The sequence below is a fragment of the Pseudomonas sp. BS3782 TE3695 genome (genome assembly GCF_050435305.1).
In the GTDB taxonomy this organism is placed as follows: domain Bacteria; phylum Pseudomonadota; class Gammaproteobacteria; order Pseudomonadales; family Pseudomonadaceae; genus Aquipseudomonas.
In genome coordinates this window covers 651,356-666,719 of the sequence record NZ_JBNDKB010000001.1, presented here as the reverse complement: position 1 = coordinate 666,719, position 15,364 = coordinate 651,356, and the positions used below count along the sequence as shown (strand labels likewise).

Annotated in this window: 10 protein-coding genes and 2 rRNA genes; 3 read left to right on the top strand and 9 right to left on the bottom strand. The window is 58.7% G+C overall.

Annotation, left to right across the window (positions count from 1 at the left end; genetic code table 11):
- Nucleotides 1–118: 118 nt before the first annotated feature.
- Nucleotides 119–234: ribosomal RNA gene (rrf, locus tag ABH909_RS02925) — 5S ribosomal RNA — on the top strand.
- Nucleotides 235–341: 107 nt separating this feature from the next.
- Nucleotides 342–457: ribosomal RNA gene (gene rrf / locus ABH909_RS02920) — 5S ribosomal RNA — on the top strand.
- 65 nt (nt 458–522) lie between these two features.
- On the opposite strand, the gene ABH909_RS02915 is transcribed toward rrf (ABH909_RS02920), so the two are convergent.
- From ABH909_RS02915 to ABH909_RS02900, 4 genes are all read right to left on the bottom strand, one after another.
- Entirely contained in the window at nt 523–1,719 is a 1,197-nt protein-coding gene (locus tag ABH909_RS02915; RefSeq protein WP_429430379.1) for a PepSY-associated TM helix domain-containing protein, read from the bottom strand.
- Nucleotides 1,720–1,790: 71 nt separating this feature from the next.
- Nucleotides 1,791–4,292, bottom strand: coding sequence for a TonB-dependent siderophore receptor (locus tag ABH909_RS02910; protein ID WP_429430377.1), 2,502 nt, complete (start codon nt 4,290–4,292; stop codon nt 1,791–1,793).
- A gap of 88 nt (nt 4,293–4,380) precedes the next feature.
- Nucleotides 4,381–5,394: a FecR domain-containing protein gene (locus ABH909_RS02905; RefSeq protein ID WP_429430375.1), complete on the bottom strand. Its 1,014-nt coding sequence runs from the start codon at nt 5,392–5,394 to the stop codon at nt 4,381–4,383.
- Nucleotides 5,394–5,894 (bottom strand): sigma-70 family RNA polymerase sigma factor, encoded by a 501-nt coding sequence (locus tag ABH909_RS02900; RefSeq protein ID WP_429430373.1) that lies wholly within the window; start codon nt 5,892–5,894, stop codon nt 5,394–5,396. The genes ABH909_RS02905 and ABH909_RS02900 overlap by 1 nt, the downstream gene beginning before the upstream one ends.
- Before the next feature lie 299 nt (nt 5,895–6,193).
- Between ABH909_RS02900 and ABH909_RS02895 the strand changes: the two genes are divergently transcribed.
- Complete coding sequence (locus ABH909_RS02895) at nt 6,194–8,074, top strand: methyl-accepting chemotaxis protein (RefSeq protein ID WP_429430371.1); 1,881 nt, start codon at nt 6,194–6,196, stop codon at nt 8,072–8,074.
- 145 nt (nt 8,075–8,219) lie between these two features.
- Here ABH909_RS02895 and ABH909_RS02890 read toward each other — a convergent pair whose 3' ends face one another.
- The 5 genes from ABH909_RS02890 to ABH909_RS02870 form a co-directional block, all read right to left on the bottom strand.
- Nucleotides 8,220–8,690 carry an SRPBCC family protein gene (locus ABH909_RS02890; protein WP_429430369.1) on the bottom strand — a complete coding sequence of 157 codons (471 nt, stop codon included), beginning with the start codon at nt 8,688–8,690 and terminating at the stop codon, nt 8,220–8,222.
- Between the two features lie 29 nt (nt 8,691–8,719).
- Nucleotides 8,720–12,154 (bottom strand): non-ribosomal peptide synthetase, encoded by a 3,435-nt coding sequence (locus tag ABH909_RS02885; protein ID WP_429430367.1) that lies wholly within the window; start codon nt 12,152–12,154, stop codon nt 8,720–8,722.
- Between the two features lie 10 nt (nt 12,155–12,164).
- On the bottom strand, nt 12,165–13,097 hold the full coding sequence (locus ABH909_RS02880) for a diiron oxygenase (RefSeq protein WP_429430366.1): 933 nt from the start codon (nt 13,095–13,097) through the stop codon (nt 12,165–12,167).
- Entirely contained in the window at nt 13,094–13,870 is a 777-nt protein-coding gene (locus ABH909_RS02875) for a DUF3050 domain-containing protein (protein WP_429430364.1), read from the bottom strand. Before ABH909_RS02875 ends, ABH909_RS02880 begins: the two co-directional genes overlap by 4 nt.
- A 687-nt stretch (nt 13,871–14,557) precedes the next feature.
- On the bottom strand, nt 14,558–15,247 hold the full coding sequence (locus tag ABH909_RS02870; RefSeq protein WP_429430362.1) for a GntR family transcriptional regulator: 690 nt from the start codon (nt 15,245–15,247) through the stop codon (nt 14,558–14,560).
- Nucleotides 15,248–15,364: the final 117 nt, after the last annotated feature.

The window sequence follows — 15,364 nt, the reverse complement described above, 5'->3', positions numbered from 1 at the left end:
CAGATTGCGGTGTGTGAAGACGCAAGAACCGAAAGTTCGATACTCACAAAACACCAGGCTATCACTTACCCAATTTGCTGAAGCGCGGCCACCAGGCCACGACTCGGTACCCGAATTTCTTGACGACCATAGAGCATTGGAACCACCTGATCCCATCCCGAACTCAGCAGTGAAACGATGCATCGCCGATGGTAGTGTGGGGTTTCCCCATGTGAGAGTAGGTCATCGTCAAGATCAAATTCCGAAACCCCTATCTGCGTATGCAGGTAGGGGTTTTGTTTTAGTAGAAGTCACCGATTTTGCTGGCACGTTACCGCTATAACGGGCTGGTCACAGAATTTCTTGACGACCATAGAGCATTGGAACCACCTGATCCCATCCCGAACTCAGCAGTGAAACGATGCATCGCCGATGGTAGTGTGGGGTTTCCCCATGTGAGAGTAGGTCATCGTCAAGATTGAATTCCGAAACCCCTGTCTGCTTATGCAGACAGGGGTTTTGTCTTTCTGGGTTATAGAAACCTCAATCTGGAATGGGGCACATCCTGCTCTTACGTGCCTCACTACTCCTTCGAGCCAGCAACTTGCGCCACCAGATATAGATTCCCGTCACCGACAATACTGCAATCAAAACACCTAGCACCGCGATCATCACTTGCCCGGTGAGCCCAATGATCCGACCTCCGTGTATCGGCAATTGCAGCCGATAAAAACGCTCCCCCAGGGTGCCTTGCCCTGCGATTTCCTGCCCCAGTAAACGCCCGTCCGTGCCATGGAAGAACAGCCAGGACTTTCCATGGGCTTCGGTATCATGTTGCCCAAACCCTGCCCCATAAAAGTTGTACTCAAAACTGTAATACAACTCCCCGATTGCAGCGGTCAGCCCCAACTTTTGCCCTTCCTGTAACGCACGTTCATAAGCCTGTTGATAACTCAGCCGCGTAACTCCCAACTCCTCGGCAGGCATGCGTCCGCGGGCCTCGTAAACACTCGGCTCAATAGGCGAAAACAGCGAGACCGCAGGCTTGAAGACCTGACTCGGCAGGTTCATGGCGACACTGCTGATCGCAATTGGTAACAGCAACAACCAAAGCCACAACCCTCCCGCCCGATGCAGGTCAAAATTCAGCCGGTAGGCATGCCCACCCTTGATCTTCCAGGCCGTCGACCATTTCTTCCAGAACGGTTTCCCACGTGGAAGCGTCAGCCAAAGCGCAATGAAACAATCGACAACCCAAGCGATCGCGACCAGTCCCATTAACAACAATCCCCAGTTATTCGGTAGAACCAGGTTGTAGTGGAACTCCAGAATGAACGGGATGAAATTCTCCCGCTGAAAGCAGCATTCCCCCCAGAACCGCTGCCCTTTCTGCTCGCCATTGACTGGGTCCAGATAGAACACCTGATTGGGTTCGGCAAAAGGTTTTCCGGTCGAAGGGTCATTGCGCGGTACCGCAGCCAGCAATGCGGTATGACCCGCTTCTGACGGGTACTCCAGGTACCAGACTTGCAGCCTCGGATGCTCCGTTTGCAGCTTGTCGACTAAAGTGCCGGGCGGTAAACGCTGACCTTCGGCAGACGCGGAGTAAAACCCCGGATTGAGCCATTCATCCAACTCATGATTGAACGCCAGGATGCTGCCCGTAAGCCCCGCCATCAGCAGAAACAACGCAGTCGCCAAACCAATGTAGCGATGAAGTAAAACCAGAAATGCACGCATGGAATTTTCCTGCAGAGACGACAAAGCCAGCCCCTGGATTCAGGGGCTGGCTTTTTTTGGATAACAAGTGGTTAGAACTGATAGCTCACGGTCGCGGCGACATTGCGCTCTTCGCCCTGGTAGCAGAAGTTCAGGCTGGCACAGGAGGCCACGTAGGACTCGTTGGTCAGGTTGTTCGCATTCAGGCGTACGTCCACGCCCTTCAAACCCACCTTACCCAGGTCATAGCCGACAGACGCATCGAACAGCGTGTAGGATGGCACCTTCAGGGTGTTTTCCGCATCGGCCCAGCTGTAGCCGACGTAACGCACGCCGCCGCCCAAGCGCAGGCCATCAAGCGCTGCGCTGTCGAACGTGTAGTCCGCCCATACCGAGGCCATATGACGGGGCGCCTGAGTCGGCGAGTTGCCCTTGTTCTCGATCACGTCGGTGTCGGTGCTCAACGTACTGATCATCGACTTTGAATATTCGATGTCGGTGAAGGTGTAGCTGCCGAGGACTTTCAGGTTGTCGGTCAGCTGCATGTGCGCTTCCAGTTCCAGACCCTGGGAGCGGACGGCGCCTACAGCGCGATAGAAGTTTTCCTGCGGCAGTTTGGTCGCCAGGTTTTCCTGATCGATGCGGAACAGCGACGCCGTGAACAAGTTGTCAGTGCCCGGCGGCTGGTATTTCAGGCCCACTTCCCACTGGGTGCCATCGGTCGGTGCCAGAGGATTACCGTCGCTGTCCGCGTAGGAATTCGGATTGAACGACTCGGAGTAGCTGATATACGGCGCGATGCCGTTATCGAACAGGTACAGCGCCCCGGCCCGGCCCGTCAGCTTGGTGCGTTCGTCACTGATTTCCGTGCCCACAGGGCGTCCCGCTTCGGCCAGCCGATTTTCATCGGAGGTTTCAACCCAGTCCTGACGCAGCCCCAAAGAGAAGCGCCATTTATCCATCTCGATCAGGTCTTGCAGGTAGACACCGGTCTGTTCCAAGCGGCGCAGATAGCTGGTCGGGCTGTAGAAGTCGATGGTCGAATTGCCGTACACCGGATTGAACGCATCGATCGGCGCAAGACCGCCACTGGCCCAGTCAACCACCGTTTTGCGTCGCTGATAGTCCGCGCCCATCAGCACGGTGTGTTTGGTTGCGCCTGTGAAGAGTTCGGCTTGCAGCATGTTATCGACGATAAAGGCGTGGAGCTTTTCATCGCCCCCAGTGAAATAGCGGTTCAACTCGTTACTGGTCGGTGTGGTCCAGCCATAGGCGTACACCTGATCGATCTTCACTTTGGAATCGAGATACCGAAGGTTCTGCCGAGCGGTGAAGACGTCGTTGAAGCGGTGTTCGAACTGATAACCGAAGGACTGTTGATCACGCTGGAAACCATTAACACTCGGCTCACCTTCGAAGAAGTTGGGGGAGATTCGATTGCCGTTGCGCTGATGGATCGTGCCATCGGCCGGAACGCCGCCGTGATAGCCGCCGTCGGGATCGTGTTGCAGATAGGCTTGCAGCGTCAGCGAGGTATCTTCGGTGAAATCGATGCTCACCGTCGGCGCCAGGGCGAAGCGCTTTTCCTTATTGTGGTCGAACTGTGTGTCGGACTGATCCGCCAACCCTGTCAGGCGATAGGCGATACGCTTGTCATCATCCACCGGCCCGCTGAAGTCGAAACCCATGCCGCGCTGGCCTTGGGTGCCCACCGTGGCCTGCACCTGATGATAGGGCTCATACAACGGTTTCTTGCTGGTCAACGCCACCAGCCCGCCTGGCGAGCTGCGACCGTAGAGTACTGACGACGGCCCTTTGAGAATATCGACTCGTTCGAGGAAATATGGGTCCACCTGCATGGTGCTGTAGGTGCCGCTGTCGCCCATGGATTTGAGGCCATCGAGATAGATGTTATCCACCGAGCCGTCGTTGAAACCGCGCATCGCCACGTAGTCATAACGGTGGGTCGCGCCGTAAGGATTGGTCAGCACGCCCGGTGTGTAGCGCATCGCCTGGGACACGGTTTGTGAGCCTTGGTCGTCCATTTGATCGCGGGTCACCACGGACACGCTTTGCGAGGTTTCCAGCAGCGCGGTACTGGTCTTGGTGGCGATCTGGCTGTGCGTTGCGTTGTAGCCATCCATGCTGCCCAGCGCGTTACCCAGGGCGAAGCCTTTGATGTCGGTGGCAGGCAGTGCCAGGGCTTCGGTTTCAGCGACGGGCCGCAGCACATAGCTGCTGCCATCCTGACTGACGGCCACAAGCCCTGTGCCGTTGAGCAAATGACTCAACGCCTGATCCGCCGAATAGTCGCCCTGTAATCCCGGCGATTGAAGGCCCTGAGTTTGAGCCGGAGTCGTCGACAGCGTGATGCCCGCCTGACGCGCGAATTGGTTGAGTACATCGCTCAAAGGGCCGGCGGCGATGTTGTAGCGGTGGCTACTGGCTTCGCTGCTCTGTGCTGCAACGCCAAGTGACGGCGACAGGCCGATACCCAGTGCGGTCGAGAACAGCGCCGCGCGGATGGCGTGGCGCAATACGCCCGATTCCGCGGCGAAATGGAGAGGGTTCTTACAGGTGGCGCGCACAGTCATTGTAGGTTTCCGTAGGAAGTCGCTGAAGGCAGAGTTGAAGTGCTTACTGACTAAGCCGGACTTGTTCGGAAAACCCGCCAAAAATAATTCAGGCCTGCCGCTCCAGCGTCACCCAATAACGAGTGCGATAGCGCAGTCGCACCGCCAGGGTTTGCGGCAGGATGGCCAGCAGTTTGTCGGTGTCTTCGAGACGGAAAACCCCGGACAGCCGCAAATGGGCAATATCCGCCGCGCAGGTCAGATAGCCGGGACGGTAACGCCCGACTTCATTAATGAAGTCCCCGAGGCGCATGTTGCGGGTGACGATCAGGCCGTCGACCCAGGCGCCGGCATCCATGTCCTGCGGCAGTGCCAACTGTGCGCGACTCCGATCGATCAGATAACTCTGCCCGGCCTGCACTTGAATCGGCAGGCCATCGGCGGCCCGTGGCGAATGGATTGCGACCACGCCGCTGGTGACGCTGAGCCGCGTGCAGTCGGCGTCCTGACGAACGATGAAGCGCGCCGCCACACTTTCGAACACACCGTGACGGCTTTGCACCCGCAACGGTCGATCAAACGAAACCCCTTCACTTGCCCCACCGCACGTCACGACGATCTCGCCGCGAGTCAGTTTGATCAGGCGCTGCTGCGCGGTGTAGTCCAGATCCACCGCGCTGGCGGTGTTGAGCTCCAGGCGCGTGCCATCCGGTAACTGGAAACCGCGTCGTTCGCCTGTGGCGGTGGCGAAGTCGGCGGTCCATTGTTGCCAGCCGACCACATCTTTGCCCAGCCATGCCGCTGAACCTATCAGCAATGCCCCCGACAGCAGCTTCAATGCCTGGCGTCGCCCGAGTCCTTGTGCGCTGTTTTCCAAAGTGTTGAAAGCAACTTGAGCCCCAGGCACCGCGCGCAGATTGCTGCTCAACTCGGCTTGCAGGGACTGCACCCGTTGCCAGGCCAGTTCGTGTTCATGGTGTTCTGCCCGCCAGACGTCGCATTGTTGGAGCAGTCTGGGATTGGTCGCGTTGTTACGCAGGCGCAGCAACCAATGGATGGCTTGTTTCACCACCTGCTGATGAGGTTCGCCGCGACGGTTCAGCGTTGAGTTATCCACAGGCATCACGTTTCGTACCGCAGCACGTAGCAGTGATACAGCGCGTCGGCCACATAACGCTCCACCGAGCGTAGGGATAATCCCATGTGTTCGGCGATCTGCTTGTGGGTAAGTCCTTCGCACTGGGCCAGCAGAAATGCCTGACGCACTTTCGGCTTCAGGCCTTCAAGCATGCGGGCGATGCTTTCCAGCAATTCGAGCACCAATGCCCGCGCCTCGGCGCTCGGGGTTTCGGCCTCGGGCAAATGGGCGATGGTTTCCAGGTACGCACGCTCGATTTCCTCTCGACGCCAATAGTCGATCACCAAGCCGCGAGCAATGGTTCGTAGAAAAGCGCGGGGGGCCTTGAGCTCCAGGCGTTCGGTTCTTTGCAGCAACCGGACGAACGTGTCCTGAGCCAGATCCGCCGCATCGGCTGCATTGCCCAATCGCGCACGTAGCCACATGTTGAGCCACCCGTGATGGCTGCTGTAAAGCGCCTGTACTGCAAATTCAGGTGAAGACATGAACGCGACAGCTCGACGTCACAAATGATAATTAGTCGCATTGTCATCAAGGGTCGCAGAATTTGCAACTGCCGTTCAAACAACCACCATCAAACACAGCTATTAGGGCGCTTTAGCACGCCGTTCGGCGGGTATCTGACGGGTTTCGTACAAATCCCTAAGATTTCTTCCACTCGTGCCGACAGACTGGTGAGACATGCGTGCACCAAAGTAGAGCGGCCCCAGAATGCCGTCTGCGCGGTTACATGGAATGTTGAAACCGGAACGCATCCCCATTTTTTGCATAAGAAGCCCATGAAATGAATCTCAAGTTCAGCCATAAAATCCTGCTGGCCGCTTCAGGCGTCGTGGTGCTGGCTTTTGCGTTGTTCACTTTGTACAACGACTATCTGCAGCGAAACACCATCCGCCAAAACCTCGAGTCTTCCGTCGAGCAAGCCGGCGAGCTGACCGCCAGCAGCGTGCAGAACTGGATGAGCGGCCGTGTATTGGTCCTGGAAAATCTCGCCCAGAACATCGCTCATCAAGGGGCCAATGCTGATTTTCCGGGGTTGGTCGATCAACCCGCCCTCACCTCGAACTTCCAATTCACTTACGTCGGCCAGGCCAATGGTGTGTTCACCCAGCGCCCCGACGCGAAGATGCCGGACGGCTACGATCCGCGTCAGCGCCCTTGGTACAAACAAGCCGTGGTTGCCGACAAGACCATGCTGACCCCGCCTTACATGGCCGCGGTCGGCGGGTTAGTGGTGACCATCGCCATGCCGGTGAAAAAGCAAGGCGAACTGCTGGGCGTGGTCGGCGGCGACCTGAGTCTGGAAACCCTGGTGAAGATCATCAACTCGGTGGACTTCGGTGGCATCGGTCACGCGTTCCTCGTCAGCGCCGACGGTCAGGTGATCGTCAGCCCGGACAAGGATCAGGTGATGAAGAACCTGAAAGACATCTATCCGGGCTCCAGTGTCCGTATCGGCAAAGGCAATCAGGAAGTAGAACTGAATAAGCAGGACCGCATCCTCTCGTTCACGCCGGTGAGTGGGTTGCCGAATGCCGAGTGGTACATCGGTCTGTCGATCGACAAGGCCAAGGCCTACGCACCACTGAGCCAGTTCCGCACCTCGGCGCTGATCGCGATGTTCATTGCCGTGACCGCCATTGCCGTGCTGCTGAGTCTGCTGATCAGCGTGCTGATGCGTCCGCTGACTACTATGGGTCGTGCGATGCAGGACATCGCTCAGGGCGAGGGCGATCTGACCCGTCGTCTGGTGGTAGAAAGCAAAGACGAGTTCGGCGAGTTGGGCGGCTCTTTCAATCAGTTTGTGGAGCGGATTCACGCGTCGATTTGCGAAGTGTCTTCGGCGACCCGTCAAGTGCATGACCTGTCGCAACGGGTGATGGCATCGTCCAATGCTTCGATCATCGGCTCCGACGAACAAAGCGCCCGCACCAACAGTGTGGCCGCGGCGATCAACCAATTGGGCGCCGCCACCCAGGAAATCGCCCGCAACGCCGCCGATGCTTCGCAACACGCCAGCGGCGCGAGCGAGCAGGCCGATGACGGTCGTCAGGTGGTGGAAAAAACTATTTTGGCCATGACCGAGCTGTCGCAGAAAATCAGCCTGTCCTGCACACAGATCGAAACCCTGAACGCGAGCACCGACAACATCGGCCACATTCTCGATGTGATCAAAGGCATTTCCCAGCAGACCAATTTGCTGGCGCTCAACGCGGCCATCGAAGCGGCCCGTGCCGGTGAGGCCGGTCGTGGTTTTGCGGTGGTGGCGGACGAGGTGCGTAACCTTGCTCATCGCACCCAGGAGTCGGCGGAAGAGATCCACAAGATGATCAGCTCGCTGCAAATCGGATCTCGCGAAGCGGTGACCACCATGAACGCCAGTCAGGTCTCCAGCGAGCAGAGTGTCGAAGTGGCGAACCAGGCCGGCCTGCGACTGGTCAGCGTGACCCAGCGCATTGGCGAAATCGACGGCATGAACCAGTCGGTGGCGGCAGCGACCGAAGAGCAGACCGCCGTGGTGGAAACCCTCAACGTCGACGTCAACCAGATCAACCTGCTGAACCAGCAGAGCGTGGCCAACCTCAATGAAACATTGAAGGATTGCGATGCGTTGTCTCAGCAGGCCAATCGATTGAAGCAGTTGGTTGATAGTTTCAAGATCTGATTGAGGTCAGCTCTACTGCGTTATCGTTCTTCGCGAGCAAGCCCGCTCCCACATTTTGACCGAGTTCTTCCAGGCGGAACGCAGTCGAATGTGGGAGCGGGCTTGCTCGCGAAAGCGGTGGTTCAATCACCACCCCATCAAGATCCTACACAAACAGCTTCAACACATTCCCCATCGCATCATCGGCAAACCCCTGAAGGAAATTCTTGAATCCCGGCAGGGCTTCGGCACCGCCCTGAGCCGGTTCGGCAATGATGGTCCAGATTGCCCGCGACTTGCCTGCGCCGATGGATTCCACTCTCATCGCCGCCCACAAATTGCCGATGCCCAAGGTGTTGTAGATGAGGGTCCAGGTCATGTTCATTGCATGGTCGTCCCGAGAGTTGAGCTGCTCGACCACCAGGTGGTTGCCATCCTTGAAGAATTTCTTGCGCAGCGACGACACACCTTCGCCCGTCATCTCGATGTGTGACAGCGCCGGAATGAATTTGTCGAAGCCGGCAAAGTTACCGACCACCGCCCAGACTTGCGCTGCATCAACCGGTACTTCCACCGAAGACTCGACGTGGCAGCCGTGAGGATTTTTGATCAGGGTATCGGGTTGCAGAGTATTCATGGTTTTGCTCCGTTCAGGGTCAGGTTGAATCAGATGAAGTTGATTTCTTTGAGGTAGTCGCAGCCGCGTCGCAGCAGCGCCGGGGATTTTTCCGGGTAATGCGTGCCCATCTGCCGCACGCCGGCCTGGGCGTTGTCGTGGCCGATCATCGAGATGTCGCCGATGTCTTCCTCGAAGCCGTTGAGGTAGAAACCCAGCACGCCGAACAGCGCGTTGTCGCTGTCGACCCGGCCCAATTGCCGCTGCCAGTCGGCGACGCTGACCATGGAGAATTCCCGACCGGCCTCGCGAAATGACGCCACGTAGTTATCCCAGCCCAAGGGCTCCGGATTGTGCAGGTTGAACACGGCTTTTTCGGCCTGGTAACGGCTGGCGTGGAAGGCGATGAAACGGGCGAGGAAATCCACCGGCATCAGGTCGAAATTCAGTGCCAGTTCCGGCACCTGGCCGAGCTGGATCGAGCCCTTGAGCATCAGCATCAAGCGATTCTTGTGGGGCTGGCAGACGCCGGTGAGGCTGTTGAAGCTGATGTTGCCGGGGCGATAAAGATTGACCCGCACCCCACGCTCCCGCGCCCGTTCGAGGATCCTCTCGCCGACCCATTTGGACAGGTTGTAGCCATTCTTGATGTAGATCGGCGGTGTCTGCGCGGCGGGCAACTCCAGCACCCGGCCATCGTCGGAAATCGTGCTGGACGCCGAGAGCGTCGAGACGAAGTTGAAGATCTTCTTGCTGCGCCCTTCACACAGGCGCAGGCACTCGAAAATCGGCTCGACGTTATCCCGCGCCAACGACTCGTAATCGAGGACGTGATTGACGTTGGCGGCGTTGTGCACCAGCGCGCCGAAGGTGCGGTCGATGCGTGCGTAAACGTCGTCCGGTAAACCCAATTGCGGTTGGGTGATGTCGGCGGCGTAAACGCTGACCCGGCTCAGGTCCAGATGGGTGAGACGGTTATCCCGCAGGGCCTGGGCGAAACGTTCGGCCGCGGTTTGTCCGCCGGATTCGCGCACCAGGCACGCAACCTCGGTGGCGCCCCAGGCCAGCAAAGCCTCGACGATGTGCACCCCGAGAAAGCTGTTGGCACCGGTCACCAGCACTTTATGCACATCACCGCACTGGCTGATCGGTAGCGGATCGAGGTTGAGTTCGGCTGCGGCATCGATGAAGGCCTGGGGGCTGAGCGTCGAAGCTGCGCTTTGCTCAGGGCCATCGAGCAGCTTGGCGAGGGTCAGCAATGTGGGCCCTTCGATGAAGCGATTGATCGACAAACTGCGACCGAACACCTGGCGGATGCTCAGCAGCAGCTGCGACAGCAGAATAGAATGCCCGCCCAGGTTGAAGAAGCTTTCATCCGTGGCAATCTCCTCGACTGGCAGCTCAAGCAATTCGGCCCACAGCTGGCGCAATTGCATCTGCAACGGGGTCTGCGGCTGGCGCCGCTGACTGGCGACCTGGACCTGTCCCGAGGTTGCGAGCAGAGCCCGTCGATCGACCTTGCCATTACTGGTGTAAGGCAGGCGTGGCAGTTCAATGTAGGCGCCGGGGTGCATGTAACCGGGCAGCGCGTTTTGCACATGCTCGCGCAAGGCTGGCAGAGCGGTGCCGGGCTGCTCTTCCCTGGGGTGAACCAGGTACGCGAGAATCCGCCGCCGTTCATCGACCACCACGGCCACCTGACGAAACAGCTGGCTTTCGCGCAGGCAATGCTCGATTTCCTCGGGCTCGACCCGAAAGCCCCGGATCTTCACCTGGTTATCACGACGGCCACTCAGCTCGATCCCCTCATCGGTCCACTGGCCGATATCGCCGGTGCGATAAACCCGCAACGCCTGCCCGTTGGGCAGCGTCAGGTTGAGGTAGCGCGCCGCCGTCAGCGCTGGATCATTCAGATAACCCAGGCCGACACCCGGCCCGGCGATGTACAGCTCGCCGGGTATGCCTTGAGGCACTGGTTGCAATTGCTCGTCCAGAATCAAAACCCGGCCATTGGCGATGGGAATGCCGAGGTTGCGATTGCTATCGCCGATGCAAAATTGCCGCGTGGTGGCCAACACCGTGGTTTCGGTCGGGCCGTAAATATTGTGGAATCGACATTGCGGCGCGAGCTGAGCGATCACGAACGGCTCGCAGACATCGCCGCCGGTAATCAAGTGCTCAAGGCCCAGCGGTGTTTCCAGCGGCATGACGCTCAGCAGCGCCGGTGGCAGGAAGGCGTGGGTCACTTGCTGCCCGACAATCAACTCGACCAATTGCTGTGGATCGCGGCGCTGGTCGTCGCTGGGCACCACCAGCAGCGCACCCTGGATAAAGGTCGGCAAGATATCCAACAGCGACGCGTCGAAATTAATGGTGGAAAACTGCAACGCCCGACTGCTGCGCTGCAACCCCACGTGGTCGGCGTACCAGGCACAGAAATGGCTGAGGTTGCGATGGCTGAGCAATACACCTTTGGGCTGGCCGGTGGTGCCCGAGGTGTAGATCGCCACGGCCGGTTCGTCGATGTTCACCGTGCGGCGGATCAGCGAGGCCGGGAGACCGGGTTTGGGCGAAGGCAGATGGCGAATGTCCAGCATCGGCAGCGAGACGTCGCCCAACTCGCTGGCGCCGTCGTGCAACAGCAAAGCTGCGTTGGCGTTTTCCAGAATGAAGCGCCGACGTTGTGCCGGATGCTGCGGGTCCAGCGGCAGGTACACCGCCCCGCAACCCAGCACCGCCAGAATCGCCGCGTACAGCTGCGGCGACTTGGGCAGGCACACGCCGATCATCACCGGGCGGTCGGTTACGCCGTGATGGCGCAGCATGTCCAGCATCGGTTGTTGCAAGCTCAGCGCCAGGCTGCGTAAGGACTTGTAATCGACGAGCAAACCATCGACCCACAGGGCCGGTCGCGTTGCGTCATCGAGCATGCGCTGCTCAATGCTGTGCATCACCGGTACTTGGGCGGCGGCCAGCAGCCACGGCACAGCAGGCGCATTGAGGCGGTGTTCGAAGGCCAGCATCTCCAGTGCATCAAGCCCATGCAACAGTGACTCGGCAGTGTCGACCTCCGCCGTGGGCCAATGATCGAAACAGGCCTCATCCCGGGAAAACTGGCTGACCAGCCGTGCGCCGCTTTCGACTACCGCTGCCAGTGTGCGCAGGCGCAGGGACTGGCCGTTGCCGTCGCTTTCAAGAGCGATAGACTGGCGCCACAACAACCGTTGCGCACCGTCGCGAAAAACCACCACTGGCTGCGGCAACGTCTCGTCCGCCAGGGCATCGAGTGCCACGCGTACCTCCAGGCGAGACTGGGCCTGGAGACCGTCGCACGGTACCGTTCCGTCGTCGATCAACAAATCCACCGGGGCGTGACTGGCCGGCGATTCAATACGCACGACACCATGGCCGTGCAGTTCAAGTTCAAGGGTCAGATCAGCCATTGCCTGGCTGCTGCCAGACACTGCAATTTCAAGGCGTCTCATGGACGGATCCTCAAGGGGTCAGGTAATCGGCCAGGGCATCGCGCACGCAGGAGGAGGCGAGCATCGAACTGCTGCGAAAGAAGCGCGTGATGTTGCCCACCAGCGGATGAAATCGGTTGATGGGGTAGACCAGCGCACTGGCGTCTTCACGCAGCGACTGGCGCACCGATTCGTCGATGGGCAGGTGAGCGATCAGCTCGAAATCGAACGCCTGCTGCAGATCGCTCGCCAGATACCGGGCGATGAAACCCGGCATCAATTGCGCTATCGCATGGCGGTCTTCTTCGGAGGCGGTGCTCCAGTAAATCTGCACCAGCCGCGTCCAGAAACCGGCGTGACGCCCCTCGTCCATAAGGTGGTCGGCCATCAATCCTTTGATCGAAACCTTGACCGAATCGTCCCGGGCGAAGGCCGCCACTTCGTTGGTCACGGTGTTTTCGGCAATGGCGATGCAGATCAGCTCTACGGCGCTGAGCAGGTGCTCCGGTGCCTGGGCCAGCGTCGCCGGTATCGCGCGGCTGAGTTCGATCTGCATGGGCAACGGGATCGGTGCGATGCCGGTCATGTCGATGGTCTGCTGCATGAAATCCATCGCCACCAGGGCGTGGTAATCCTCGTCCACCACGACCGTCATCGCGTCGTAGCGGCAGGCGAACGGGAACTCGATGCCGAAACTGTTCTTGGCGATGCGGCGGGCGGTGTTGTCCACCAGCTCGGTCTCGAAAATCACCACGTCGTTGATGAACTTGTAGAGGCTCTGCACCAGCACAAAGTCGCGCAGCTGCGGGCAGTGGCTGAGAAAGGTCTGGCTATGGACCAGGGGTTGGCGGCTCATGGGGAAGATCAGTTTGTCGTCGTCTTCGAGCCGGCGCCGTGGCCGGGTGCGGATCGTGGCGCGGCTTTCCCAGGCGTCAGCGAAGGATTGGTAGTGGACGGCGTTCATGGCGTCACCTGCGCAACCGGTTGGGTCATGCTCTGGCGCAGGCCGTCCCACAGGGCGGCGCGGCTTTGGACAGCGGCGAGCGCGGCGGCCAGAACTTCGGTTTCGCGCTGCGGGTCGCCATCGATCAGCCGTGCCAGCAGTTTTTCCGCCGCCGGGCCGTGGTCTTCGGAATCGACTTCGATGTGCCGTTGCAGGTAGTAACGAAACGTCGGGGCCTGATCCAGGCCAATGCCCCAGGCATCCAGCATGCGCTGGAACATCTGCGGAATGACGCTCTCGCGACCATGCACGAACGCGGCAGCCACACTGTGGGCCGGGGCGTGCAGGGCGGTGTGCAGGGTCTGGCGAACGAACCGGGCCGCCGCCGGTTCAACCTCGACACTGTCCAGCGCGGTCTCGGGGCTAACGCCCTCCTGTTGCAACGCGATGAATCGCTCAATGGCCCGGGTGTCCGCGCCGACCTCTCGCATGGCGTCCAGATACAGTTCGAAATGGCTGCAATACCCCGCCCCGGGACGGTCATCCGATTCTTCGCCCAGCACGATTTCGTTGATCAGGCGTGCAGCCTGTGGGTCCGCCGGCGGCAGCCAGGGCAGATGGACACACGTGAGTTCACGTTGCAGCCGTTTGGTCAGCGACATGAAATCCCACACCGCGAAAACATGGCTTTCCATAAAGCGGCGCAATAAGTTGATTGATGTTATTTCGGAAAAAACAGGGTGTTGACCAAGTTCGTGTTTTTTCAGAAAAAGTTGTTCTTTGGTGGGCTGCATATGAACGTCCTCATCAATGTTGTTTGTCGGCAAAGTCACCCGTTTTTTTATAAAAGACGAGCAGGCGCTTGAACCGAAATCCATGAAATACAAAAGTTGTTTAAATGTTCGCTCTGAAGGCCGGTGTCGGCCTGAAGGTCTTGCCTGCTGGGCCTTTTCCGAAAAGCAGAAGCGGTCGATGACGGCTCGACGAAGAAAAAATTAATACATGAAACAAGTAGGCGGCAAGCAATATTTTAATTATTTAAAGTTGGACTTTTATTGGGCGTGAAGTGGCCTTGTAAAACTTTTCATGTAAGTTTTATTTGGGCGAAGTGGCTCCTTCCGATTTGTATTCATCAGAATTGAATAGATTGAGTGAATGCCTCACTCAGAGCACTTCAGAGAACAGGGAAATCAAGATGTGATGTTTTATGGGCGGGACATCGGTCGGACTGCCGATTATCCCGCCTGTTGGCGCCGCTCCTTGCGTATTGGCTTCGATTCGCCTGGTTTTTCTGTCAGGCGCTGACTTCTTTGGTCTGTTTGAATCGATAGACGCAAGAGTGAGCCTAAATCAAGGACAGTGCCATTGAACTGATGGCGGCGACCGGTCGCGCACACGGCTTCGCCGCGCCAGGCAAGAGCGGAGATGGAGAGGAGGGATGTGTAAGGAAGTGATACGCCGGCCAGGTCGCCGGCGAGCGGTCAACGTTTCGTCTGTTCCAGATACCGCCGCATGGTGGCGGAGGCTTTTTCCAGATGCTGCTCCAGCAACGCAACCGCTTTATCGATGTCTTTGGCCCTCGCGGCCTCGAGCAGTGCGCGATGGTCGTCTTGGGTAAGTTTACCCAGCCCCATGGACGACAGATGAAAGCGCAGGAAGCGCTCTTCTTCATTGAGCTCGCGTTCGATCAGGCCCAGAAGCTTGCGGTTAGGTGCCTTGTGGTAAAGCGACATGTGAAACAGCCGATTGAGCTTGCCGATCTCGGCGTAATCGGTTTGCGCTTCCAGTTGCTCGATATATTGGGCTGACCGCGCCAGGTCGCTGTCATCGAGCAGCGGAATGGACAGGCGCAAAGCGAATGACTCCAGCACCGAGCGCAAGGCGTAGGTCTCGACCGCATCGTCGTCGATCAGCGGGGCCACCACGGCGCCTTTGTGCGGGATCACATTAAGCAGTGACTGCGCCTCCAGCTGGCGCAATGCCTCGCGCACCGGCATACGGCTTACGCCGAACAGGTCCGCCAGTTCCTGCTGGCGCAGGGCAGTGCCCCGAGGCAAGCGTCCGTCCAGGATGGCTGCGCGCAGGGTTTCCTCGATCACCGAGCGTGCCAGATGAGCGGGAATCGGCCCGTTGACCTTGATACTGCTGAGAAGGCTAGGCTTCTGTGTCACAACAAACGCACCCTGTTTGGCTGATAAATTCTGGATCCAAATGGACCCTAGTGACTGGCTGGCAGGTTGTCAAACGGGCAAAAGATCGCATTACCTTAAAGTCTAGCGTGCCGACAG